Source organism: Flavobacterium sp. FG139 (assembly GCF_057809695.1).
Genome location: NZ_JBMDKL010000008.1, coordinates 100,354 through 122,072, shown reverse-complemented (window position 1 = coordinate 122,072; position 21,719 = coordinate 100,354). Strand labels below are relative to the sequence as shown.

At 30.3% G+C, this 21,719-nt stretch carries 21 protein-coding genes; 8 read left to right on the top strand and 13 right to left on the bottom strand.

Annotated features, from left to right (window positions below):
- Positions 1-4 precede the first annotated feature (4 nt).
- On the bottom strand, positions 5-814 hold the full coding sequence (locus ACODSI_RS08700; RefSeq protein ID WP_488916455.1) for a zinc-dependent peptidase: 810 nt from the start codon (positions 812-814) through the stop codon (positions 5-7).
- Positions 815-823: 9 nt separating this feature from the next.
- Positions 824-3,247 carry a T9SS type A sorting domain-containing protein gene (locus ACODSI_RS08695; RefSeq protein ID WP_488916454.1) on the bottom strand — a complete coding sequence of 808 codons (2,424 nt, stop codon included), beginning with the start codon at positions 3,245-3,247 and terminating at the stop codon, positions 824-826.
- Between the two features lie 211 nt (positions 3,248-3,458).
- Here ACODSI_RS08695 and ACODSI_RS08690 point away from each other — a divergent pair, with 211 nt between their 5' ends.
- From ACODSI_RS08690 to ACODSI_RS08660, 7 genes are all read left to right on the top strand, one after another.
- Entirely contained in the window at positions 3,459-3,677 is a 219-nt protein-coding gene (locus ACODSI_RS08690; protein WP_488916453.1) for a KTSC domain-containing protein, read from the top strand.
- A gap of 278 nt (positions 3,678-3,955) precedes the next feature.
- Positions 3,956-5,329: a site-specific integrase gene (locus ACODSI_RS08685; protein ID WP_488916452.1), complete on the top strand. Its 1,374-nt coding sequence runs from the start codon at positions 3,956-3,958 to the stop codon at positions 5,327-5,329.
- A 26-nt stretch (positions 5,330-5,355) separates the two neighbouring features.
- Complete coding sequence (locus ACODSI_RS08680; protein WP_488916451.1) at positions 5,356-6,228, top strand: hypothetical protein; 873 nt, start codon at positions 5,356-5,358, stop codon at positions 6,226-6,228.
- Between the two features lie 102 nt (positions 6,229-6,330).
- On the top strand, positions 6,331-6,606 hold the full coding sequence (locus tag ACODSI_RS08675) for a helix-turn-helix domain-containing protein (RefSeq protein WP_488916450.1): 276 nt from the start codon (positions 6,331-6,333) through the stop codon (positions 6,604-6,606).
- 290 nt (positions 6,607-6,896) lie between these two features.
- Positions 6,897-7,295, top strand: coding sequence for a hypothetical protein (locus ACODSI_RS08670; RefSeq protein WP_488916449.1), 399 nt, complete (start codon positions 6,897-6,899; stop codon positions 7,293-7,295).
- A gap of 174 nt (positions 7,296-7,469) precedes the next feature.
- Positions 7,470-9,392 (top strand): AAA family ATPase, encoded by a 1,923-nt coding sequence (locus tag ACODSI_RS08665; RefSeq protein ID WP_488916448.1) that lies wholly within the window; start codon positions 7,470-7,472, stop codon positions 9,390-9,392.
- A 173-nt stretch (positions 9,393-9,565) separates the two neighbouring features.
- On the top strand, positions 9,566-11,176 hold the full coding sequence (locus tag ACODSI_RS08660; RefSeq protein ID WP_488916447.1) for a DUF4435 domain-containing protein: 1,611 nt from the start codon (positions 9,566-9,568) through the stop codon (positions 11,174-11,176).
- A 102-nt stretch (positions 11,177-11,278) separates the two neighbouring features.
- On the opposite strand, the gene ACODSI_RS08655 is transcribed toward ACODSI_RS08660, so the two are convergent.
- The 5 genes from ACODSI_RS08655 to ACODSI_RS08635 are packed head-to-tail and all read right to left on the bottom strand — an operon-like array spanning position 11,279 to position 16,117.
- On the bottom strand, positions 11,279-12,034 hold the full coding sequence (locus ACODSI_RS08655) for a hypothetical protein (protein ID WP_488916446.1): 756 nt from the start codon (positions 12,032-12,034) through the stop codon (positions 11,279-11,281).
- A 37-nt stretch (positions 12,035-12,071) separates the two neighbouring features.
- Positions 12,072-12,728 (bottom strand): hypothetical protein, encoded by a 657-nt coding sequence (locus tag ACODSI_RS08650; RefSeq protein ID WP_488916445.1) that lies wholly within the window; start codon positions 12,726-12,728, stop codon positions 12,072-12,074.
- On the bottom strand, positions 12,706-13,689 hold the full coding sequence (locus ACODSI_RS08645; RefSeq protein ID WP_488916444.1) for an RHS repeat-associated core domain-containing protein: 984 nt from the start codon (positions 13,687-13,689) through the stop codon (positions 12,706-12,708). Before ACODSI_RS08645 ends, ACODSI_RS08650 begins: the two co-directional genes overlap by 23 nt.
- A 5-nt stretch (positions 13,690-13,694) precedes the next feature.
- Positions 13,695-14,738 carry a hypothetical protein gene (locus ACODSI_RS08640; RefSeq protein WP_488916443.1) on the bottom strand — a complete coding sequence of 348 codons (1,044 nt, stop codon included), beginning with the start codon at positions 14,736-14,738 and terminating at the stop codon, positions 13,695-13,697.
- Positions 14,738-16,117: a hypothetical protein gene (locus ACODSI_RS08635; RefSeq protein ID WP_488916442.1), complete on the bottom strand. Its 1,380-nt coding sequence runs from the start codon at positions 16,115-16,117 to the stop codon at positions 14,738-14,740. The genes ACODSI_RS08640 and ACODSI_RS08635 overlap by 1 nt, the downstream gene beginning before the upstream one ends.
- 213 nt (positions 16,118-16,330) lie before the next feature.
- Between ACODSI_RS08635 and ACODSI_RS08630 the strand changes: the two genes are divergently transcribed.
- On the top strand, positions 16,331-16,555 hold the full coding sequence (locus ACODSI_RS08630; protein WP_488916441.1) for a helix-turn-helix domain-containing protein: 225 nt from the start codon (positions 16,331-16,333) through the stop codon (positions 16,553-16,555).
- Positions 16,556-16,593: 38 nt separating this feature from the next.
- Here the strand turns inward: ACODSI_RS08630 and ACODSI_RS08625 are convergent, their stop codons facing one another.
- From ACODSI_RS08625 to ACODSI_RS08600, 6 genes are all read right to left on the bottom strand, one after another.
- Positions 16,594-17,460, bottom strand: coding sequence for a hypothetical protein (locus ACODSI_RS08625; protein WP_488916440.1), 867 nt, complete (start codon positions 17,458-17,460; stop codon positions 16,594-16,596).
- 2 nt (positions 17,461-17,462) lie between these two features.
- Positions 17,463-18,749, bottom strand: coding sequence for a type II restriction enzyme (locus ACODSI_RS08620; protein ID WP_488916439.1), 1,287 nt, complete (start codon positions 18,747-18,749; stop codon positions 17,463-17,465).
- Positions 18,742-19,584 (bottom strand): DNA adenine methylase, encoded by an 843-nt coding sequence (locus ACODSI_RS08615; protein ID WP_488916438.1) that lies wholly within the window; start codon positions 19,582-19,584, stop codon positions 18,742-18,744. Before ACODSI_RS08615 ends, ACODSI_RS08620 begins: the two co-directional genes overlap by 8 nt.
- Positions 19,585-19,667: 83 nt before the next feature.
- Positions 19,668-20,504: a phospholipase D-like domain-containing protein gene (locus ACODSI_RS08610; RefSeq protein WP_488916437.1), complete on the bottom strand. Its 837-nt coding sequence runs from the start codon at positions 20,502-20,504 to the stop codon at positions 19,668-19,670.
- A 51-nt stretch (positions 20,505-20,555) separates the two neighbouring features.
- A complete protein-coding gene (locus ACODSI_RS08605) occupies positions 20,556-21,386 on the bottom strand; it encodes a hypothetical protein (RefSeq protein ID WP_488916436.1) in 831 nt (276 codons plus the stop codon).
- 160 nt (positions 21,387-21,546) lie between these two features.
- Entirely contained in the window at positions 21,547-21,711 is a 165-nt protein-coding gene (locus ACODSI_RS08600; RefSeq protein ID WP_488916435.1) for a hypothetical protein, read from the bottom strand.
- Positions 21,712-21,719: the final 8 nt, after the last annotated feature.

Here is a 21,719-nt window from a genome sequence, read left to right as displayed (position 1 = left end):
TAATTTATTGCTTGTGATTGAGCATCAAACTGACATTTTTATAGAGTTCAGGAAACTCTTGTTTGAATTGCTTTGGAGACTCAAAATAATGTTCAATCACAACAGCTAAAAATTCATATTGATTAGTATAGGCATATACCCTGAAGTAATTGGAATCAATCAATCGCTCTCTATTGGCAGGAATGAGTAAATCGTCTTGAATTTGACGAAACATTCTAGAAAAAATTGCATCACTTACATTGTCGTTTTTTGTCGCATTAAAATGTACGACATGACAAAATTCGTGTATCCCAAGATTGAGATTGTCATTATCAATTTGATACCCCATTTTAAAATCTTCCCAAGAAAAAACCACTATTCGCAACTGCGGATTGAATTCGCCTTTGTGATACACTTGATTAATAGTCGAATAATACGCCGAAGGATACACCATTATTTTGTCAATGATATCAAACAAATAGTCACGCATTCCAAAGGTTAACATAACCGCTGTGGACGCCACTAAAACCTTAACTTCATCAGTAATTATAAAACCTTCGTTACCTATAAATTCGTAATGTTCAATAAACGAAGCCACACGATGCTCGAAGTATTTTTTTTCTCGAAGCGATAACGATTTATAGAATGAGAATTGATTTCTTAAAATCTCAAACTGACTTAGCGGCAATCTATTTATCTTTAAATAATAATGAACATAAAATGGTTTTCCAAAAAGCAAACTATAATTGTATTCTGTAATAACGAATACAAAATCCAAAATCATGAACAAAACAAAGAGTGCTAAAGCTATAGTTAATATTGCAAATACATCCATTAAGAGCATCTATTCTTTTATTATTTTAAAGACATGATTCTTGCTACCCGAACTCACTTTAACAAAATAATTACCCGATTTTAATTCCGATAAATCCACTTGCACTTCTGAATCCATAGCTTTTTGGTCATGTACCAATTGTCCTAAAAGATTGTAAACACTTATGTTGTCTATTGTTTCATTACCTTTTACATGCAACTGAGAGGCTACTGGATTTGGTGCGTAAGTCAACCCTGTTAATTCAAATTCGGCATTACTCAAACTCACTTGAACGGTTACTGGTAAACGCGTAGTGCTTTCATATCCTCCAATTTTTTGAGAGGCATAATAAGTAGTTCCATTAACCAAAACAGTATTTAAAGGTAAAGAAGTAGCTGCTGCATTTTTATTTGCACCTGAATACCATTGAATATTTTGACCCGACACTACAACATCTCCTAAAGTAGCTCCGTAACTAAACGATTGTATTGTATTTCCATTTGGTGGTGGCGTTGCAGTTAGATTTACATCTACATTTGAAAGTACTAAAGGATCACAGTTGCCTTCTATATCCCAAACGGTGATTGTGTGTAATCCAAGAGGTACATTTGAAAAAATGTTGCTAGTTTGCTGAACACCTCCATCAAGACTATACTCATATGTTCCATATCCTTGACAATCAACAGTTACAGTTTGATTTCCAGCATTGTTTACAATGGAATACCCAATACCTATTGGTGATGCTGGACCAGATTGTAGTACTGTAAAATCAGTTGAGAATTGTACACAACCTAACGGCGAAGTACTGGTCATAGTAACAGAAAAAATAGTCGCAACATTATCTAATGATGGAGAAGTCAATAAATAAGTTGAACTTGTCGCTCCTATTATTGCCAATCCATTAGCATACCATTGATAAGTATAATTAACAGAATTCTGAGGAAGATAATTAGTGGTATTTACTGCCATTAAAACAAGGCTATTCAGAACGCTATGGGAACTAACATCTACACAAATGGCATTAGAACTTGCCGTTATAATTGGCTGTGGTCTTTGCTCAATTTGTGTGTAAAAATTAGAAATTCTATAACATCCTGATACATTATTGGTCACTCTAAACCAAATAGTGTGAGTATAGGTTTGATAATTCGATAGGTTCGTGATTGCGTTTATATCATTATAAGCACTTGCTTGATCGTTATAAAAATTTACTGTGAAATTGGAAGGACTTTGACCTCCTAAAATGGATGGAATTAATACATCTAAAGGATAGGAAGAATATCCATCATTTGCTCCATCAACATCACATGTAACAAAATTTGCAGGAATATAAACTTGTGGAGTCGTAACATTAATAGTTCCTGTCAATGTTTGTGTAGCACACCCACCTGTAGTTGTAACGGTAAAAGGAAATGATCCTCCTGAAACTGCAGGAGCACCATATATAGTAACTACCGAACCTAGTACTGAGGTTGTGACACCTGGCGGCAAACCAGAAACTAAAGCTCCAGTTGTGCCTCCACCAACCTGATACACTATATCAGTTATTGGACTATTCCAACAAACGGTTTGATTGGTTGTTGGAGGTGCTGAAACCAATGTAAGTGTAGATTGAGCGGTTACTGTTATATTCCCATTCAAAGACTGGTAACATCCTCCAATTGTCGTTATAGTATATGGATAAAATCCAGAAGTTGCTGCTACACCAGAAATAGTGACTGTAGAACCACTTATTGAAGCCGAAAAAGAGGATGGTAATCCTGTTACACTAGCGCCTGTTGCATTACCTCCAAACACATATACAATATCAGAAATTGGACTATTCACACAAACCGTTTGATTGATTGTAGCAGCTGATGAAACTAAATATAAAGTTGATGAAGGCGCAACGGTAATTGCCATCGTTACAACACTAGCACATTGATCAAAATCGGGAGTAAAAGTGTAGATAGTAGTCCCAAGAACCGAAGTATCTATAGTGGATGGCGACCAGGTACCTGTTATACCATTAGCTGATGTAAAAGGCAATACAGGAGCTGTTGCATATTGACAAATGGGCGCAATAGGTGTAAAAACTGGGATCAGAGGTGGATAAGCAATTATAGTAAAATTGCCTACACTATACTCACTAGTAATTAAGTTAACTACTCTAACATATATTGTTTGTGGATTTGTAATATTGAAATAGGAACTAGTATTTGAAATAGCATTAAAACCAAGATTAGCGTCAATTTGTGAGGTATAATAGTTGACCGTATAATCTGAAGGTGCTGAAGATTGCGCCGCTAAAACAATAGGAGTTTGTTGTGTTAGATCAAAATATTCAAAACCATCAGCATTACCATCGCAAACGACCAAATCAGGTAATGTTGGAATAATTGGATTAGAGACGACGGCAGCGTGTGCAAAACAACTTACAAAAAAAACAAGGTGTAGAATTGTACGAATTTTCATAGGAATGTATTTTTATCAAAGCTAAATAATTTATTTATAAGTTGATAGAAAAAAAATGCTTTTCACCATTAGCTATTTATTGCTTTTCACATTTATCGCATTATTATTTTATAAAATAAAAAACACGTAAAACTACGCATAAACAGTACAAAGAAAACTTTTACTTTTATACTTTATTCTGATTTAAGACGTTATAAAAAAAATCAACGCCATGAACACATATCTCATACAATCGCCAAATATTATGTATATCGGTTATGACGAAGTAGATCAAATACTTGAAATAGAATTCAAACTCAATGTAGTTCATCAGTATTTTGATGTTCCATTAGATGAATTTGTGGCCTTAATGAAAGCCGAAAATACCGAAGAATTCTACTTTAACTTCATCAATTGCAAGTATCATTATGATGCTTTTGATAATGTTTAAATGCAAAAAATGGATTCAATTTCATTGATCCCTAAAGCTCCGCTTTGAAAATAAAAGTCTCAAAAGAAATTTGAAAATAAATTTTAATTTCTTTTGAGACTTTTATTTATTCGTGACCGCGAAGGGAACAGAACCCCTATACTTATATAAATCCCAATATATCTTAAACCATTGAATTTATTGAAATTAATATAATTCAGTTTGTTTTATATTTGTTCAAATTGAAATAAATCTTCATTTGGCTGACTAAATACTGACTAAATACTTTATATTTGTTTTTGATAAAGAAAAAACAAATGGCTACGATAAAATTTTTACTTCAAAGCAAAAGCGAAACATCAAATATTTATGTGCGTTATTCCATTAACAAAACTACTGCATTAAAACGCAAAACAGGTTTCATAATTGATGCTAAAGAATGGAATTCCGACAAAGGGTTTCCAAAAGCAAGCAAAGAAGATTTAAAAATACTTAAATCAAAACTTGATAAATTAGCAATATATATAAATGATGCTTACAACGAAGGAATAAATAAAGGAATAGAATTTGATGGTGACTGGCTTCAACTTCAAATTAATCTTTTTAACAATAAAGTAGAAATTGTTGAACTTGATGTTCTAACCAATTATATTGACAAATTTATAAGCGAAGCACCCTACAAAATAAATCAAAAAAAAGAAGCAGGACTTAGTGATGGACGTATTAGAAATTTAAAGTTATTTAAAAACACAATTATCCGCTATCAAAAGGAAGCTTTGAACAATAAAAACATTTTAATCAAAGACATCAATTTACAATTTATTGAAAAGTACAAAGTGTGGTTATTTAACCAAAAATATTCTGTTAATTACGTAGGTAAGAATATTGACAACATAAAAACTATTTGTAATGATGCTTATAAAAATGATATTGAAACCTCACCTCAATTAAAAAACATAAAAAGTATTTCGGAAAACAAACCTCCCGAACAAATTATAATTTTAAGTGAAGAAGAACAAGAGACTATCAAAAACACTCCATTAATAAGAGAAGCACTGATTAACGCTAGAAAATGGCTTTTATTGGGCTGTTTAATAGGGCAAAGAGGTGGTGACTTACTGAATATAACCGAGAAAAACATCAAAGATTTGGGTGGAATGAAAATAATTGAACTCAAACAACAAAAAACAGGAAAACTCGTTGCAATACCGCTACTACCCAATGCTGTGGAACTAATTGAAAGCGGTTTACCTTATAAAATATCAATAGCACGTTTTAATGAATACATAAAAGATGTTTGCTTGATAGCAGGGCTAACTCAAACTATTAAAGGAAGTAAATCAGTAACAAAAAAAACAGGAAAAAAAGTAATCTCTCAAAGAACTGGCAAATTAATTGATGAAAAAATAAAATTGAATGTTGTTGGGGAATATAAAAAATATGAATTAGTTACCTCTCACATTTGTAGACGTTCTTTTGCAACTAATTTCTATGGACGAATTCCAACACCAATACTAATGAATATTACAGCACATGGAACAGAAAAAATGTTTCTAAGTTATATTGGAAAAACAACTTATGATAATGCTTATCAAATGTTGGAATATTTTAGCAAGTTAACCCCTAAAGAAAAAAAGCCCGTGATGGAGGTTGTTAAAAGCAATGTTAGTTAAAAAATAGTAAAATTTTGAAGTAAAAAATGAACTACGAAAAAATATACACCGATTTTTATACAAAGTACTATAACAAAGCAGAACTTTTGATAAAACATTTTTTTATCAAACGCAAAAAACAAAAAAGAACCTTTGGAGATACATATAACTCAATTCGGTTGTATATAAGTGATGATTTTAAAAGTAGATATGGTCTTGAAAACAACGAATTATTGGCAGAATTATATTTGCTTTTTAACAAGCGTTATAATTTTTATGAAACCGATGCTGAACAAGAGATTTTTAGAAATGAATTGAAAGATGCTTTCGAGAAAGTTGATGGTTCAAAAATTCCTAAAGACTACAATTACATTAAACTCATAAAAAGTATTGCAATAATTGAAGTAGTAAATGAGATTGCAAGATTATTATCTAATAACTCTCGATTGATAGAGATGATGTATCAATTAAATGATTTTGATGATTTTGAAATACGATACCACAGAGGTTTACTTTTAGACCATACACCTATATTTAAAAAATTGCACCGAAAAGCATATCCTGATTTTTATATAGAGAATAAAGGATTAGGCATTTTTATTGAACCAAACAACGAAGAGTTTATTTTATCATTGTTTAAAAGTATAGAGATTTACAATTGCTTTGTAAAATATCAAAAAAATTATATTGATCATTTTTACACTGATTATTCTTATCTTAAAAAAAGATTGGAAAAAGAAAAACTTATCCATTATCATACAGACAATGATTTTATGAAATTTATTTTTTCAGATTTAAAGTTAATTTCTGAGAAAAAATATAATGACTATTGTGTTGTTGGAAAATTAAAATCATTAACAAAAAGCTACAGTACGCATAGAGAAAATAACTTCAATATTGTCTTTGAAAGTATTTTATAACGATTCATTGGGGTTTATTTTTCCATAATGGGAAAAAACAAGCCCTAAATGGGCATTCATACAGATACACCTTTGTACTAATAAATCTTAAATATTAGTACAATGAATGCACCAATTTTATTAAACGGAATTACAGTTGAGGAACTTGCACAAGCATTAGTACCGTTATTGCAACTTCAAAAAACAACAAATCAATCTAACAATGAGCCACAAAGCGAACTTTTAACTCGTTCGGAAGTTTGCAAACTACTATCGATTAACAAAACCACACTTTGGAAACATACCAAATCGGGTAAACTTAAAAGTTTAGGATTAGGCAATAGAGTGTATTACAAGAAAAGTGAAGTGTTGCAAGCGGTTAAACATTTGAACCCGTAGCATATTTCTAAATATTCCTCTGATAACTTCAAAAAAATCATTGCAATGAAATTGGACAACCATTACAATCATTTACTAGCATATTATTTAGGAATCATTTTGCGAAGTAGAACAATCTGTTCAGATTGTAAACTCAAATCGCAAACAACTATGTGGTAGACATTCATTTTTATTGCAATTTTTATTGCAATTATATGATTGATTGACATTGATAAAGCACAAATTCAAGAAAAAAATGGGCTTTTAGCGTTAATGTTACGTATGATTAACGATAAATTGAAAAAAGTGAAATGGAAAATTATTTGTATACATGTGGATATTGTAACAAGGAGTACAAACCCAATAAGAGACAAAAACAAAAATACTGTAGCGATAGTTGCCGAGTAAGAGCCTTTAATATACGAAAAGCAAACAGCAGTAGGTTACCCTCAAAAAAAGCACCTAACAAAATTGAACAAATGAGTTTTGCAGGAGTGGGAAATACAGTTGCAGGGGTTGTAGCTGTAGATTTAGCAAAAAGTTTATTTACAAGAGAAGAAAACAAACCTGCTACAAAAAAAGATTTGAAAAATCTTCTTAATTCATTAAAACAAAGATACTATCCAATTCTTAATATGCCTATCAGATTTGATGGCGCAAAACCATATTACGACTTGGAAACAAATAGACTTGTCTATTTTACAAACTAAAAATTGCAGGACAAACAATAGCTTATTTTAATTACACAATATTTAGTCAAACTGACTAAAATATTTTTAAAAAATTTAAGGTTACTTTGCATAATCGAAAAAGTTGTATAAAATTGTATATATTTACTTGTTATAGCCAATTTTTCAAAACGTATCATCTGTAAAACGACAATTATGATTATAGGAACTTTAGTTAGAAATTTAAAAACTTATGTCGGAATAAATTATATACCAATAACATATGGTCAAAATTTTTGTGGAATTGTTGGAAACAATGGAATTGGAAAAAGCTCCGTTTTAGAGGCTCTTGACAGTTTTTTTAACGGTCGTACATGGAATTATAACGTGGTAACTAAGAAAAGTGGTTTTACAACAACTAGACCTCACATAGTGCCTGTTTTTATGATAAACATAGTACCCGACGTTTTAGTTAATTTTGAAATTGCAAAAAAGTTGAGTGACTATGTTTGGGAATTGGAAGAAACTGACATTCTATCTCAAAACAGAGAACAATTTAAAACCTTTGCTGAACAATTATTGATTATTAAAAGAGAGCACACTAAAGACAATACACTAATTCTACCGTTAGGCTATTCTTATGATAACATTCCGAACTTAAGCATTTTCAACACAAAAAAACTCGGTGAATTGTTTGTACAAGACTTTGATAAAACATTCCAACTTGTTTCGGACGAAGACTTAAAAATATTCGAACCATTAATTTTAGAACTTAAAAATCTTTTTGAGTTTATATATATCCCTAAAGATATTGATCCTGAAAACTTTACTCAATTGGAAACTAAAGAAATCCAATCTCTCATGGGCGAAACATTAACAGAAATTGTTGAAAAATGCGTTCCTCAAAATAAAATTCAAGAAATAAATACTAATTTAAATCAATTCGTCGATTCACTTGCAACAGTTCTACAAGATTATTCATTTAGAACTGGTGGAGAAAGACAAGTTAATTTAAGAAAACACGACGTTTATAAATTGATTGTTGAAGCATATTTTAAGATTAGAAAATTGCACAAAAAAGAAGGAACACATTGGCTCGAAATGTCAGTTTTGAGCTCTGGCGAAAAGCAAAAAGCAATTATCGAGTTAGCATATCACTTTTTAAAATCTTATCGATCAGAAACAAAAAAAATTGTATTAGCCATTGATGAGCCTGAATCGTCATTACATATGTCAGCCTGTTATGACCAATTCAATAAACTTTATGAAGTAAGCTCTTTATGTAAACAACTCTTATTTACTACGCATTGGTATGGATTTATACCAACTGTAGAAGACGGTTGTGTGAGTGTTATATCAAAAAATGATGGAAGCCATGTTTTTGATTTAGTAAGCGTAAGTTCTTATAGAGAAACTGTCAAACAAACAATCCGAACTTCTAAAGGTAAATTACCGTATGATGTCAGATTAAAAAGTATTAATGACTTTACTCAATCAGTTGTAACAAGTATTCTTTCCAATGAACCATTTAATTGGTTAATTTGTGAAGGATCTTCTGAAAAAATATATTTTGAAAAATATCTTTCTGAGATTAAACAGGAAAAGAAACTCAGAATTATTCCTGTTGGTGGTGCAACAGAAATAAAACGTATATATAACAATTTGCAAGTTGCATACGAAGATTTTAAAAAGGAAATACAAGGAAAAGTAATTTTAATTTCTGATACTGATTCAGAGCTCGTTCAATATCCGACGAGGGATGAATTAAAAAACCTAATGTGCTACCGTATAGTAAATGTTGAAAAAGAAAGAAAAACAAATTTAGTCAAGATTGATTCAAATCCAGTTTCTCCAAAAACGGAAATCGAGGACGCACTAAATGGAAAATTATTTTTTGAAACGCTACAAACATTTGAAGAGCTATATCCAGAGTTAGAAAATATATTAAAAGACATTCAAAACCCTTCAGAAGAATCAACTTATTTCTCATTAGACTTATCTCCGAGTAAGCAAAAAATTTTAGAAGACTTTTTTAATTCTGACAACAACAAATTTGATTTTGCAAATCGATATGTTTCCAGCTTAACAGATAAATATTCAGTTCCTGACTGGATAGACAAAATCAAAAATCTCTATTAAAAAAACTGGCTATAACAGCCGTTTCAAGAAATGGCGTGGCTTGGGATTTATCAGAAATTGGAAAGGTTTTTAATTTAAAGTTTTAATTATATTTGTAAAGGCTTGGTCTTGGTTCATTGCCACTTATTGAAGCCGCGAAACGTTATGTGACATTTTAAAAAAAATCAAAAAAAATGATTATAAAATTACCTACCAAAAAAGGAAGTCCTAATTCTAATCCTGAAATTGACTTTAAACAACTTGTTGTAATTGGTGCAAATGGTTCTGGTAAAACAAGATTTGGTTCAAACATCGAACAAAGTTATAATGAAATCACACATAGGATATCTGCTCAAAAATCTCTAACAATGCCTGATTTTGTAAGTACTAAATCAAAAGAAGTAGCAGAAGGAGAATTTCTTTATGGTGGTTGGGGTGCAAGTTCCGCAGATGCTGATTGGTATAAGAAACATGGCTGGCTACAAGGACGTTGGGGCAATAATATTAATACTTTTTTACTTAATGACTTTGAAAAACTCATGGTTTTATTACACACTGAGGAATATGAACAATCATTAGACTATAAAGAAAATGGTGGTCAAAAACCAAATACAAAATTAGATAGAATTCAAAAGATTTGGGAATCGGTTTTGCCACATAGAAAATTAAGCAAGAAAGCTGGGGTAATTGAGACTTTTCCAACAAGTAAAGAAATGAATACTTATAATGCGTCTCAAATGAGTGATGGTGAAAGAGTGATTTTTTATTTAGTCGGTGAAGTTGTTTGTGCACCTAAAAATTCAATAATAATTATTGATGAACCAGAAATGCATATTCACAAATCTTTAGTAAAAAGTTTATTTGACTCAATAGAAAATGAAAGAACCGATTGTGTATTTGTATATTTAACTCACGACATTGATTTTGCATTTACAAGACAAAATGCAGTTAAAATATGGTCGAAATCTTATGAAGATAACATATGGGATTATGAGTTTTTAAACGACGAAATGCCTATCCCAGAACAACTTTATCTAGAAATCTTGGGTAGCAGAAAACCTGTCATATTTATTGAAGGAGATAATAGTAGCATTGATTATGAAATATATGAACAAGTATATTCGGATTATACTTTAAAACCATTAGGTAGTTGTGAAAAAGTTATCCAATCAGTAAAATCATTCAACGAACAAAATTCATTTCATCACATCAATTCTTTTGGTATCATTGATAGAGATAGGCGTCAAGATTCAGATTTAGCGAAATTAAATTTGAATAATATTTGGGTTTTAGATGTCGCAGAAGCTGAAAACTTACTTTTAATTGATGTCATAATTAAAGAAGTTGCTATACATATGGGTAAAAAAGAAGAAGAAGTTCTTGCTAAAACAAAAGAAAACTTAATTTCTTATTTTAAATCACAATTAAACTCTCAAATTCTATTACATTTTAAAGAACTTTTAAGAAGAAAACTTTTAAGTTTAACAAACTTTGAAGAAAAGAACATTTCTGAAGTCATATCTGAAATTGATAATATTTATCAAAATGTAGATAAACAAACTTTGTTTGACAATGTAAAAGAAGAATTTGAAAAAGTTATTGAAAATAACGATTATGATTCTGTAATAAGATTATTTAATTTTAAAAAAGCTTTAATCCCAAATTCAAAATTATGTGAATTGATAGGCATTAAAGATAAAGAAGAATATAAAAAATTAGTTATTACCATTCTAAAAAAGAATAATCAGTCTAGTCAAAATATTAAAGAAGCAATAGATAAAAAAATCATAAAAAACGTCAAATAACAGCGGTTTAGGTTAATAAAACCCGTAAAGCCTTTATTTTATTGATATTTTTTAAAATAAAATTCATTTGGTACAACATAGGTACAACAAATCAATGATTTCCTACCTTTCAAAATATTTTCGTTTCCAATTAAGCAGTTCAACACTTTCTTTCAAGGGAAAATTTACTTCATTAACAAGAAATCCGAGAAAATCAACATAAGATACCACCAAGCGTTTTTTTGTTAGTTCATCTATTACACTTTTCATTGTTTCTCTTGTTGGTGTATGTGAAGCAGGGTCAGTAATATTAATGCCTTTAAGTCTTCTTAAAATATCATTTATAGGTTGTGTAAATGTGTTTATGTAGGGATTAACATTTGGGTCGGGTACACCGTTTGGAAATCTTGTCCCTTTTGATGCTGATAATAATTCGTTTAATATTGGTGTTTCATTCCAAACAACTGCCACTAAATCAATTTCTGTGAAAGAGAGTGATGATTGAATTTTTTTTAAACTGTCTTCGTTAGCCCAAAGTAACACAACAACTGTATTTTCGTCTGTAAAAGATGGGTTACTATTTGATAAGACTAAATTAATACCCGTTGTTTGTCCAGCTGTGGGAAAATTAGGAATAGAAAAACCTCTGTTTTTTTTTAATTGATTGTTTAAATCTACACCCTGTCCATTAGAAATTATGTCTAAAGCTTGACTAATATAGTTTGGTGGATTATCAAGAATTGAAATACCTGTTACGACAAATTTTATATTTGAATATCCCTTTTCTGTAATAATAGAGAGAGCTTTTAATAAACCGTTCTTTATTGCTTCTGGAAAATTATTATTTGTTGGTTTAATGTAATAAACGGTATTTCTCATTGTCGTGATTTTATAATTACTGAACTCTCTTTCTTAATTATTCAGTTAATCTGTTTGTTTCCTTAAATACATTAATCAGTTCCTTTTCTTCATTGAAGTTGATATTAACTCTTTTAGTTGCATTAATACCATTTCCTTTATATAAACTAAAAAGAGTATTTTTTGAGACTTTTTCTTGAGTATGGTTATACTCAATACAATTCCAATGACTTCCATAAGATGAGTATGTACTCCAAAAATAACCTGTAAACAAAGGTTTTTTATTATCACAGATAACAAACTGAATACCACTTTTCATTGATGGTTTTAAGCTTAATATTTTATTTGTACCTGATGCAGATAATTCAATCTTATTATCTTTCAGATTTAAACTTATAATCTCTGAATCTTTTATCAGTGGATTAGAATTTATTTGATTCTCATTTACATCGAATTTTCCTGCATATATAAATTCTTTATTAATAGTATCATATCGAGCTATTTCGGAAATGCTCTTTAAACTCAAAGTATCTAAGTTTTTGAAATCTTTAATATCCGAAATTGCTATACCTTGGTTACTATTTACTCTTTCTTTTAATAGATAAATTTCTATCGAATGATTATTATTACTATCACACGAAATAAAATTTAATGCGATAAACAAAATGAATAAAAATTGAAAGGTTATTTTGTTATGGATTCTTTTTTGGTTCATAGTTTAAGAGTTTAGGTGTTTTGTTATCAGGATAATAACCTTTTAATTCTGCTGTTGTAAAAATACTCGGCTTGTTAGTTCCATTTTTTGAATAAAAATAATCAGTCCCTTTATTATCTGTACCATAAAATACTGCGGAATGGTCGCCAAAAGACAAGACAGTTTTTCCAAAAACGGCGTCCTTCGTAGATTTTATTTCTTTAAAACTACTCTCAAATTTATCATCTGATTTTGTCATAGGATCAAAAAGACTTCCTTTAAATCCTGCTGTTTCAGAATTTATTTCTTGACCTTGAACAGTTGCAATAGCTGCGCCATGACAGTTGTAAGCATCTGTTTTAGGGTCAAAGCCTTCAGTCGTACTTGATTTTTCAATTGACCTGGTCATATTATTATCTAAAAGAATAACATTACCCTCCTTAAATTCAAAATTTTTATCAGTAACTACAACACCATATTGTTGTTTCAGCTTTTCGGGAGTATCCCCTTTTTCAACGTGTAGATTTCCATTTTTATCTGGTTCAAAATCTGCAACTTCTGGGGCTTTTCCAGTAGGGTCATTAAATCTTATGGGGTTATTTGAACAAAAGTTATATGGTGACCATCCGGGAAACTCTTCACTTAAAGGGTCATACCGTATCCAACGTCCAGCAGTATCACCAGTTGGTTGGGCATCAACATCAAGTGAATCAGTAATAATTCTGCCAACAATTTCTTTTTTGTCAACGTGCCAACGCATTGTACCGATTGTAACAATACTATCGAGGTCATGAACCTCTAAATATTTTCCTTTACTCAAAGTGGCAACAGGGGCTTTGCTACCGTATTTTGCAAACGGATTTCCTGCTTGAATATTTTTTTCTCTTCTTGCTTTCTCTTCTTTAGAAAGTTTTTCTTTTTCCTGTGCAGAAACTGTTCCGATTGTGAACAAAAGAAAAATTAAAAAATAGTACTTCTTCATAAGAATTAGTTTTTGTTAAAGGTATTCAATTTTTTGTTTTCGTATTTACTACGTTCTTCTTTTAAAGATACCAACCAATTCAGGTACATATCTTCGGGCATATTTCTATAACCGATTTCGTGAATATGTGCATACTCTTTCTGTAAATCTTTAAATAGTAAATCGTGCTTGGTTTTATCTTCAATCTTTTCGATTTGCTTAAAATGTGTTTCTGCCCTTAAAATTAATGCAGTCGCAAAGTTTGGATATAGTTTTATGGCATCTTCGCAACACTTCAAAATAAAAGTTCCATCGTTATCAGGAAACTTTACATTGTAATTATTTGCTAAATCTACAAGAACAAGTGCAATGCTTTCTTTATTATTCAGAGCTTTCATATAAACACCGTTTGTAATTGCGTCTATATGAACAAATCCTGACGCCATTATCCAAGCATCATTTGGAAAAATACCACTTGTAAGCTCTGTATTATACCACCCGTCTTTTTTACTTCTATGTTTTATATAAACGTGATTAGGTGCTAATGATAAATTGGCATCAATTCCAATTTCTTCACATAAGATTTTATATAAATATGGCATTGAATGACAATTCCCCTTGTGTGTTCTTATTAATTTTGAAACAAAAAGATTCTCTGGGGTGGTATGTCCAAAAACATCATTAAAGTCATACCCAAATGGTTCATACTTGTAAATCTTACCTTGTATATCAATTGGAATAGTATCACATAAAATTGAAAATATTGAAGCTCTTTTATTTACAACCTCTTTATCACTTTCTTCGTATTCAAGTTTTTTATTATTTGTAATAGCGGTACTTAATGAGTGTAAGTACGACAATCTGCTATTTATATAAATTGTGTCTAATTTACCCTCTAAATAAGCGTTCTCAACAGAAAAAACAGCTTTTTTGAAACTATAATTACTTTCGTTATTAATCATGCTATTTAACAAAGTATAACTTTCTTCAAATAGTTTTTCTTTATTTTGAGCAATGACACAAAACTTTGAAAACAGCAGTAAAAGAATTAGTAAATTGCTTCTTCTCATTATGATTTATTTTGTTTATCCATTTTATTTTTAGCATCATTTAGGGCTTTTGTCAAACGTTTTAATTGCTCCTTTTCCTTTTCATTATCTTGTTTATGTTTTTCATTTTTAAGAGAACCCAACCATTTTTCATAAGCTTCTGCCGGCATTTGTTGATAGCCTAATTCATCAATAACTTTATATTGCTTTTGCATTTGCTCTAATATATCTACTGCTTTTGGATAGTTTAGAATTTTCTCTCTACCTTCTTGTGTTTTTGTATCAATTCTCAACACTTCGACAACATATTTTAAATGTTCAGTATTATAGTTTGCCTTAACCATATTAGCATTTATGCTGGTTGGATATAATTCAAGTGCTTTATTAATCACTTTCTCCACAAATTCATCATAACCGAATTTATGCAAATATCCACTTGCTAAATCTGTATAGAATTGTGAAAGCATTTGCTGTTTGGATAAATTCTGCATATAAATTTTATTCTGAATTGCTTCCGCTCTTATATAACCTGAATCTAAAATAAAAGACGGAACTGTAAGCATTGCATTTGTGAGTTCAAGATTATACCATTTTCCTTTTTCATCTTGGAATTTGATATACGAATGATTTGGAGAAAGTGATAAATATGCTTCTGCACCAATTGCTTCTGCAAGTGTTAAGTAAAGTAATGGCATCGAGTGGCATTGTCCACTATTAGTTTTAAGGAGTTTAGTAACAAACATTTTTGACCAATTTTCCCTACCCCAGTAATCCTCAAAATCGTATTTAATTGGAAAATGTTTTTGTTTAAACCCTTTCACTTCCATAGGTTTTGAAAAGAACTCAAATAGTACAAAATTCTTAGCAGTGTTACTATTTATGTCAAAGTTCTTTTCATTCATTTTAGCCATAATAAACTCAGCAGTTTCTTTAATCGTTCTGTCGAATTCATCTTTACTAAGTTTATTTTCAAAATAAGCGTTTTCAATATCGAAATTCACATCTTTTACAGAGTAGTTCTCAATGTTTAGTAAGAGCATTTTATCGTAAACTTCTCTGTAAAATTCTGCTCCTTTCTCATTTGAATGGGAGGGTAAATTATAACTTGATGAACTGGTAACCTCGTTAATGTCATTTTTAACTTGGTTTAGTGTTTCAATCCTTTGCTTTTCATTTTGTTCAACCTCACGCATTATTAATTGATGTTGTTGAGTTTGTCTAACATCAATAAATTGGTTTGTTGGGTTTGGTGTTACATTTCTGTTGTTAGGATTAGTATAATTTTGGTTAGAATAGTTCGGGATTTGCGGAGCTTGTGGAACTATCGGTAAGTTTACCTGTCCAGATACTGCATTTGAGAGTATAAATATGAAAATCAGTATATTATTTCTTATTGTCATTTAAAATTAGTTATAAAGGCGCAAATTATACTTTTAATATGAACTGTCAAATCGTGCGCGAATGTACTGTTTCTAATGTATTAATATTACGGTTTTTCCGCAATTATTGTTAAAATTTTCGTACTAAAAATGTAATGCTTGCAAATATATATATTTTAACATATAGGAGTATAACTCCTATGTTTAATTTTTCAAATGCACTCAATTTTGTGTGTGCGAAAAAAAGTAGATAAAATATTCTTAATTGCCTTTGGCGAAAATCTCAAAAATATTAGGGAACGAAAAAATATTACCCAAGCTCAACTTGCAATAGACTGTGACTTTGATGTATCGGTTATTAGTAGAATTGAACGTGGTGTTGTAAATACTTCCCTATCAAATCTAAAATTAATATCGAAAGCACTGGGTGTTGAAATAAAAGAATTATTTGATTTTTAATCTACTCATAACTTTATAGAGGGTAGTCAGGCAAATGTTTATTTCTTCTTCAAATTATAATTATCGTCAACAGTATAATTAGTTTTAAGTTTTAGACCATCTAAGCGCTCAAAAATATACTCTAAAATTGCATCATCATACTCTTGAGCATAGTCGAGAATTGTTGTGTCCCACCAATTATTAATAGCTTTTTCAATTATTTTAAAAGTAAACTCAAGAGTTAAGTCGGATAAGGAAGTATCTGCCGGAACAGCGAAATGAATAATTTGATTTCTAACACGCCCAAATTTATTATATAAATCAATTGGTTCAATCTTATATCCAGTTGCAGCCCAAAGTCGGTCTGGCAACTCTGAATACATAATCGTTTGACCGTGCTCAATTAAATCTTCAATTTTAATATTACCGTCGGCAAGATTCGCCTCTTTAGGAATTTTAGTAAAAACTAATAAGGGGTGTTCTTCTACAATTTTTGATTTAATTAAAATTTCAAATCCATTAGCAACATGAACAAGCCCCATAGCATGAGAATAAGGAACACCATGTTCAGAAAAAGTTGCATTTACAACTCCTTTTGCAACCATAGCTAAACCAAAATCTCTCATTTGAGAAGCCATTTTAAATTTATCCTTAATTGCTAAATGATTATTTTTCCCGTTTAAGCCGTGAAAAAAACCCAACGTGTATGCTTCAATTGCGCTTCTATGTCTTCGGAAACCTTGTTGACTTTCTTCTAAATTTGAAATAAAATTTTCCAAATCAAAATTCAATAATTTGTTCTTTCCGTTTTCTAATCCTTTCTCATAAGCACAAGAAGCACATTTATGACGCTCAAAACTACCTTGACTTATTGGTAAGTCTTTAACTATCAAATCCGAATCCGAATGATCTTTATTACAAGCCATATTTATTCTTCAATTTGATTCATTATCCAATTTGTCCAGCCTACTATTGTTGATGCTCTTCTGTAATATGTTGAATCAGAACCAACATTGTGCAATTTTGATTTTTTCATTATTTCAACAATACTATCTTTACTTGGCATCTCTACATTTTGAAGGTAAAGTTTCAAGGTTTCTTTAAAAGCCAAATGAGAAATAATAAGCTTGACAAACTCTTTCTGCCTGTCAACTAAGTTTAAATTAAAAACTTGATTGCCTTTAGCTGTTAAGAAACAACCTATTTGACCGCTTAAAGGATCTTTACCAATCTCTATCAACCCTAAATATTTTCCCGCATTGGAATAGTAATCCGTTTGTCTTCCGTCAAAATCATAACTCTGAGTTATATCTTCTTTTGTGATAAATTCTTTTTGTTTAAGAAGCTCACAAAGATTGACAACTCTTTCAAAATTGTCAGCTTGTGGGAAAGGTATTTCTGGTTCTTTTACTACTTGTGTTTTGTCTAAAATTTCTTGGATTGTCTCAATATTGAATGCACCATCTTGGACAGCATATTTTTTATGCTTAATCAGAACAAGAGAATTGTAATGGTTTATATTTGTAAAAGCATATTCTCGAAGATGAAAAATACCGTTTGTATAAGTCAAAAATATTGGGCGAACCTTTTTTTCTATTTTTCCACTCCAAAGCTTGTAAGGATAGTAGAGTTGTCGTACAAGAAAATCATCTGAAATATAATTTTTAGCTTCAATTAAATTTAGAGAACTGTCGCCCTCATAGCCACCATCTATTTCAATTTGTGAGTTCCCAACATTGATTTTAAACAAGCCTTTTGACGAATTAATATCAAAACCAAATGATGATGAACTCATTCGTCCACTAACCGTTGGTAATAAATTCTCTTCCTCTGTAAAGTCGTGAAGAATTTTTGACACAAACGCACAGTTTATTGCAGTTGCTTCACTTGTTATATCTCGGTAATCTAAACTTTCTAAAAATGTTGGAAATTCAATCGGTGTAATTTCAATGTCGTCTGTATTAAAATCACTAAAGGTTTCAAAAGTTCCTATTACATAACCACCTCTTGAAGTTGGTAAAATAGATAAATTGTTGTCTGAAAATAGTTTAGGGAGTTGTGATTTGTGATCAAACTTTGTCATCAATCTTGCTTCTCTAAACTCATTTATATGCGTAGATGAAATTATTGTATGACCGTCAGTAGAAATTTTATCTACAATTTTATATTTGTCAAATATTTTTTCCCAGGCAACATCATTTTTAGACTTACTCATAATTTCTTATTAAAACTTCGTCAATTTCCCCACGGTCAGCCCCATTTGAGTTTATTGCACGATTAGCTTTTACAATACTAATTTTATAATCCTTGTATTGTTCCTTTATAAATTCTGCGGATGAATTGGAAAGCAAAAATTTTACACCTTTTTCATTAAGTTCGTCGCAAGCTTTTCTTAAATCAATTTGATTATTCTCATTCCAACCACCCTGAACATATCCTGTAAAATTTGAACTTTCAGAAATTGGATGATATGGCGGATCTAAATATACAAATGATTTTTCGTCTGCTACTTTAAGTATTTCGGAATAATCACCACTTTTAATGGTAATTTTATTTGAGTTCAAATATTTATTAACGGCTTTTAATGTAGGCTCATTAACAATATTTGGATTTTTGTAACGTCCGAAAGGTGCGTTAAATTCTCCAGCATTATTAACTCTGTAAAGCCCGTTAAAACAAGTCTTATTTAGATAAATGATTCTTGAAGCACGCTGAACAGAAGTTAGATTTCTAAAACCATCTGTTCTATCTAAACCACGTAACTCGTAAAAATAATCAGCATTGTTATCGTGTATTTTTAAATCTTCAATCAGTTCTTCAAGATTGTCTTTAATTACTTCATAGACATTTATTAATTCTGTGTTGAAGTCATTAATTATGGCATTTTTAGGCTGTAAATGAAATAAAACTGCGCCCCCACCAATAAACGGCTCAATGTAATTATAAGTTTGAATATTTTTTGGCAAATGCTCTAAAATCGTAGGCATAAGTTGTCTTTTACCTCCAACCCATTTTAAAAAAGGAGCAACTAATTTATTGGTTTTTGCCATTTTAAGTTTTTGTCTATTGCGAAATATTTTCGCATGCAAGATAAGAATTTTAAGTCGAAATGACCAAACTTTTTATAGGCTATCTATTGGTAATTATGGTTTAAATGTGTATAAATATTATTTGAGAAAAAGCCAAGTTGAGTTAATTTTTGTCGTGCAAAATTTTTGGTTTCTTTATCAAAGAGAGCAGAATATTTGCTTTTGATTATTGATTCTTCAAAACTTAAATCAAGCCTATTTGCTTCAGTTGCTTTTTGTAATCCGGATTGAATTAATTTTCCATCATTAGAGTTTGCTAATTTTTTGGCAGCAATAACTGGTGTATGCTTTCTAACGAGTTCATAGGCTAAGGCAATATTAACACCTATTTTAATCTTTTCAGTTTCAGCTATTTTTCTATAAATTTCCTCATTAAAATCTTTCTCTAAATCTAAAATTTCAATATCTTCAACTTTATCGATATTATTAATTTGTCTTATTTCCACTTCGGATTGAACTGTGCTGTTTTTCAATAAGTTTTCAAATTCCTCATTAAACTGACTTACAATATTCTCATCCTTAATGCAGAGGATATTTTCTCTATTAAATCTTCTTGCTTTTACCGTCCAATTATATGAGCCAGTAATTACAATTTCATCATCGATTATACAAAACTTATGGTGCATTATATAATCATAACTAAATGAATTTGAAAAGCGTAAATTATTTTCAAAAGATTTGATTCCTTTTAGTTGTGAATTTATATTATCATTAAAAAGTATAACTGTTATTGCAACCTTACTATTCTTCTTTTCTAATAATAATTTGGATAATTCAGGATCGGTAAACCAAGCTACGGCAATCTTTATTGATTTTTTGGAGTTATCTATTTTCTTATATAAAAAATCGAAAATTTCTCTGTTTTTTTTGAACTCAATCATTGTTAAACTTTTTTAGTCGCTATTAAATCCTCTGCTGTATGCAGTAGCATTTTAATAAACAATTGTCTTTTCTTTGAATTTGTATTTCTCAATAACTTTCAAAGCTTCAATTAATAAATATATTTTATTGGCAATTAGGCAGAAATATTTTGAATTTTTAAATTCTGTCATAATTCCAACTAATCTATAATCTACTTCGGTTTGTCCAGTTGAAGGATTTGTATAAAAAAGCAATAGCCATAAACCACAACCACTAATGCCGTAAAAGTGAGTATCAATTTTCTTTTCAGTGTTGGTTTTTATATCAGTTCCCTTTCCTTGCATATCAACAATCAGGTAATCTTTTTTATCATACTTATATTTTTCATACCTGTTTTCTTTACTGGCGCTTGTGAGGTAAAAAGTAGCTCCAGTATCAAATGGCTCATTCTCTTTGGTTATGTTTTTTTCTGGATAACCTACAACACAATAATTCATTGCATAAAATAGATTATGGTGACTTCTGATTTTATCAATTTCCAATGGAATATATGGTTTTGACATAGGCTCTATCATTTGTTTATCAATTTTGATATAAGCCAAATCAACTCCTTTACTTTTATCTATATCACTATACTTTATCTCACCTAAAAGATTAATGAAGCTTCCTTTATTAACTCTAATGTATAAATCTTCACTCTCATTTTTTTCAAACAAATCAACAACGTGCGAAGCAGTAAAAATAAAATATTCATTGTGAATTTTCACAAAAACCCCTGATCCATGTGGCTTTAATCTTTTTTTCCCTTTTACAAAAAACTGGACTGTGTGTCTTAATATTTTTTTTGTAATCATATCATTAACTATCCTGTCTGTTTCTTCAGAGAATTTATGTTCTGTCATTTTTAATATTAATGTTCTATGTTAGGTAATTCACTTAACTAATATATAAAACTTTAATTACCAAACACTCATTTGCTTGAAATATCCAAAGTAACAACTAAATAAAAAAACCGTGCTACATTTCTGCAACACGGCTTTCCCAATCAACCCAAATCAAAAACTATTTCTTTGCTTTTGCCTTAACGATTCTCCCGCCTTTGGCATATCTGAAACCCTTTTTAAGTGTTCCGTCTTTTTTAACTCCTTCTCTCTGGATTACTCTACTGCACATTTTTTTAGCAGTAATACTTTTTTTCTTTTTCGACTTTGCTTTCTTTGCTACCATGATTTCTG

Excerpts from the sequence above, each read along its gene's own strand:
- ACODSI_RS08700 (WP_488916455.1), bottom strand. The coding sequence starts at position 814 with ATGGATGTATTTGCAATATTAACTATAGCTTTAGCACTCTTTGTTTTG.
- ACODSI_RS08695 (WP_488916454.1), bottom strand. The coding sequence starts at position 3,247 with ATGAAAATTCGTACAATTCTACACCTTGTTTTTTTTGTAAGTTGTTTT.
- ACODSI_RS08690 (WP_488916453.1), top strand. The coding sequence starts at position 3,459 with ATGAACACATATCTCATACAATCGCCAAATATTATGTATATCGGTTAT.
- ACODSI_RS08680 (WP_488916451.1), top strand. The coding sequence starts at position 5,356 with ATGAACTACGAAAAAATATACACCGATTTTTATACAAAGTACTATAAC.
- ACODSI_RS08675 (WP_488916450.1), top strand. The coding sequence starts at position 6,331 with ATGAATGCACCAATTTTATTAAACGGAATTACAGTTGAGGAACTTGCA.
- ACODSI_RS08670 (WP_488916449.1), top strand. The coding sequence starts at position 6,897 with ATGGAAAATTATTTGTATACATGTGGATATTGTAACAAGGAGTACAAA.
- ACODSI_RS08665 (WP_488916448.1), top strand. The coding sequence starts at position 7,470 with ATGATTATAGGAACTTTAGTTAGAAATTTAAAAACTTATGTCGGAATA.
- ACODSI_RS08660 (WP_488916447.1), top strand. The coding sequence starts at position 9,566 with ATGATTATAAAATTACCTACCAAAAAAGGAAGTCCTAATTCTAATCCT.
- ACODSI_RS08655 (WP_488916446.1), bottom strand. The coding sequence starts at position 12,034 with ATGAGAAATACCGTTTATTACATTAAACCAACAAATAATAATTTTCCA.
- ACODSI_RS08650 (WP_488916445.1), bottom strand. The coding sequence starts at position 12,728 with ATGAACCAAAAAAGAATCCATAACAAAATAACCTTTCAATTTTTATTC.
- ACODSI_RS08645 (WP_488916444.1), bottom strand. The coding sequence starts at position 13,689 with ATGAAGAAGTACTATTTTTTAATTTTTCTTTTGTTCACAATCGGAACA.
- ACODSI_RS08640 (WP_488916443.1), bottom strand. The coding sequence starts at position 14,738 with ATGAGAAGAAGCAATTTACTAATTCTTTTACTGCTGTTTTCAAAGTTT.
- ACODSI_RS08635 (WP_488916442.1), bottom strand. The coding sequence starts at position 16,117 with ATGACAATAAGAAATAATATACTGATTTTCATATTTATACTCTCAAAT.
- ACODSI_RS08625 (WP_488916440.1), bottom strand. The coding sequence starts at position 17,460 with ATGGCTTGTAATAAAGATCATTCGGATTCGGATTTGATAGTTAAAGAC.
- ACODSI_RS08620 (WP_488916439.1), bottom strand. The coding sequence starts at position 18,749 with ATGAGTAAGTCTAAAAATGATGTTGCCTGGGAAAAAATATTTGACAAA.
- ACODSI_RS08615 (WP_488916438.1), bottom strand. The coding sequence starts at position 19,584 with ATGGCAAAAACCAATAAATTAGTTGCTCCTTTTTTAAAATGGGTTGGA.
- ACODSI_RS08610 (WP_488916437.1), bottom strand. The coding sequence starts at position 20,504 with ATGATTGAGTTCAAAAAAAACAGAGAAATTTTCGATTTTTTATATAAG.
- ACODSI_RS08605 (WP_488916436.1), bottom strand. The coding sequence starts at position 21,386 with ATGACAGAACATAAATTCTCTGAAGAAACAGACAGGATAGTTAATGAT.
- ACODSI_RS08600 (WP_488916435.1), bottom strand. The coding sequence starts at position 21,711 with ATGGTAGCAAAGAAAGCAAAGTCGAAAAAGAAAAAAAGTATTACTGCT.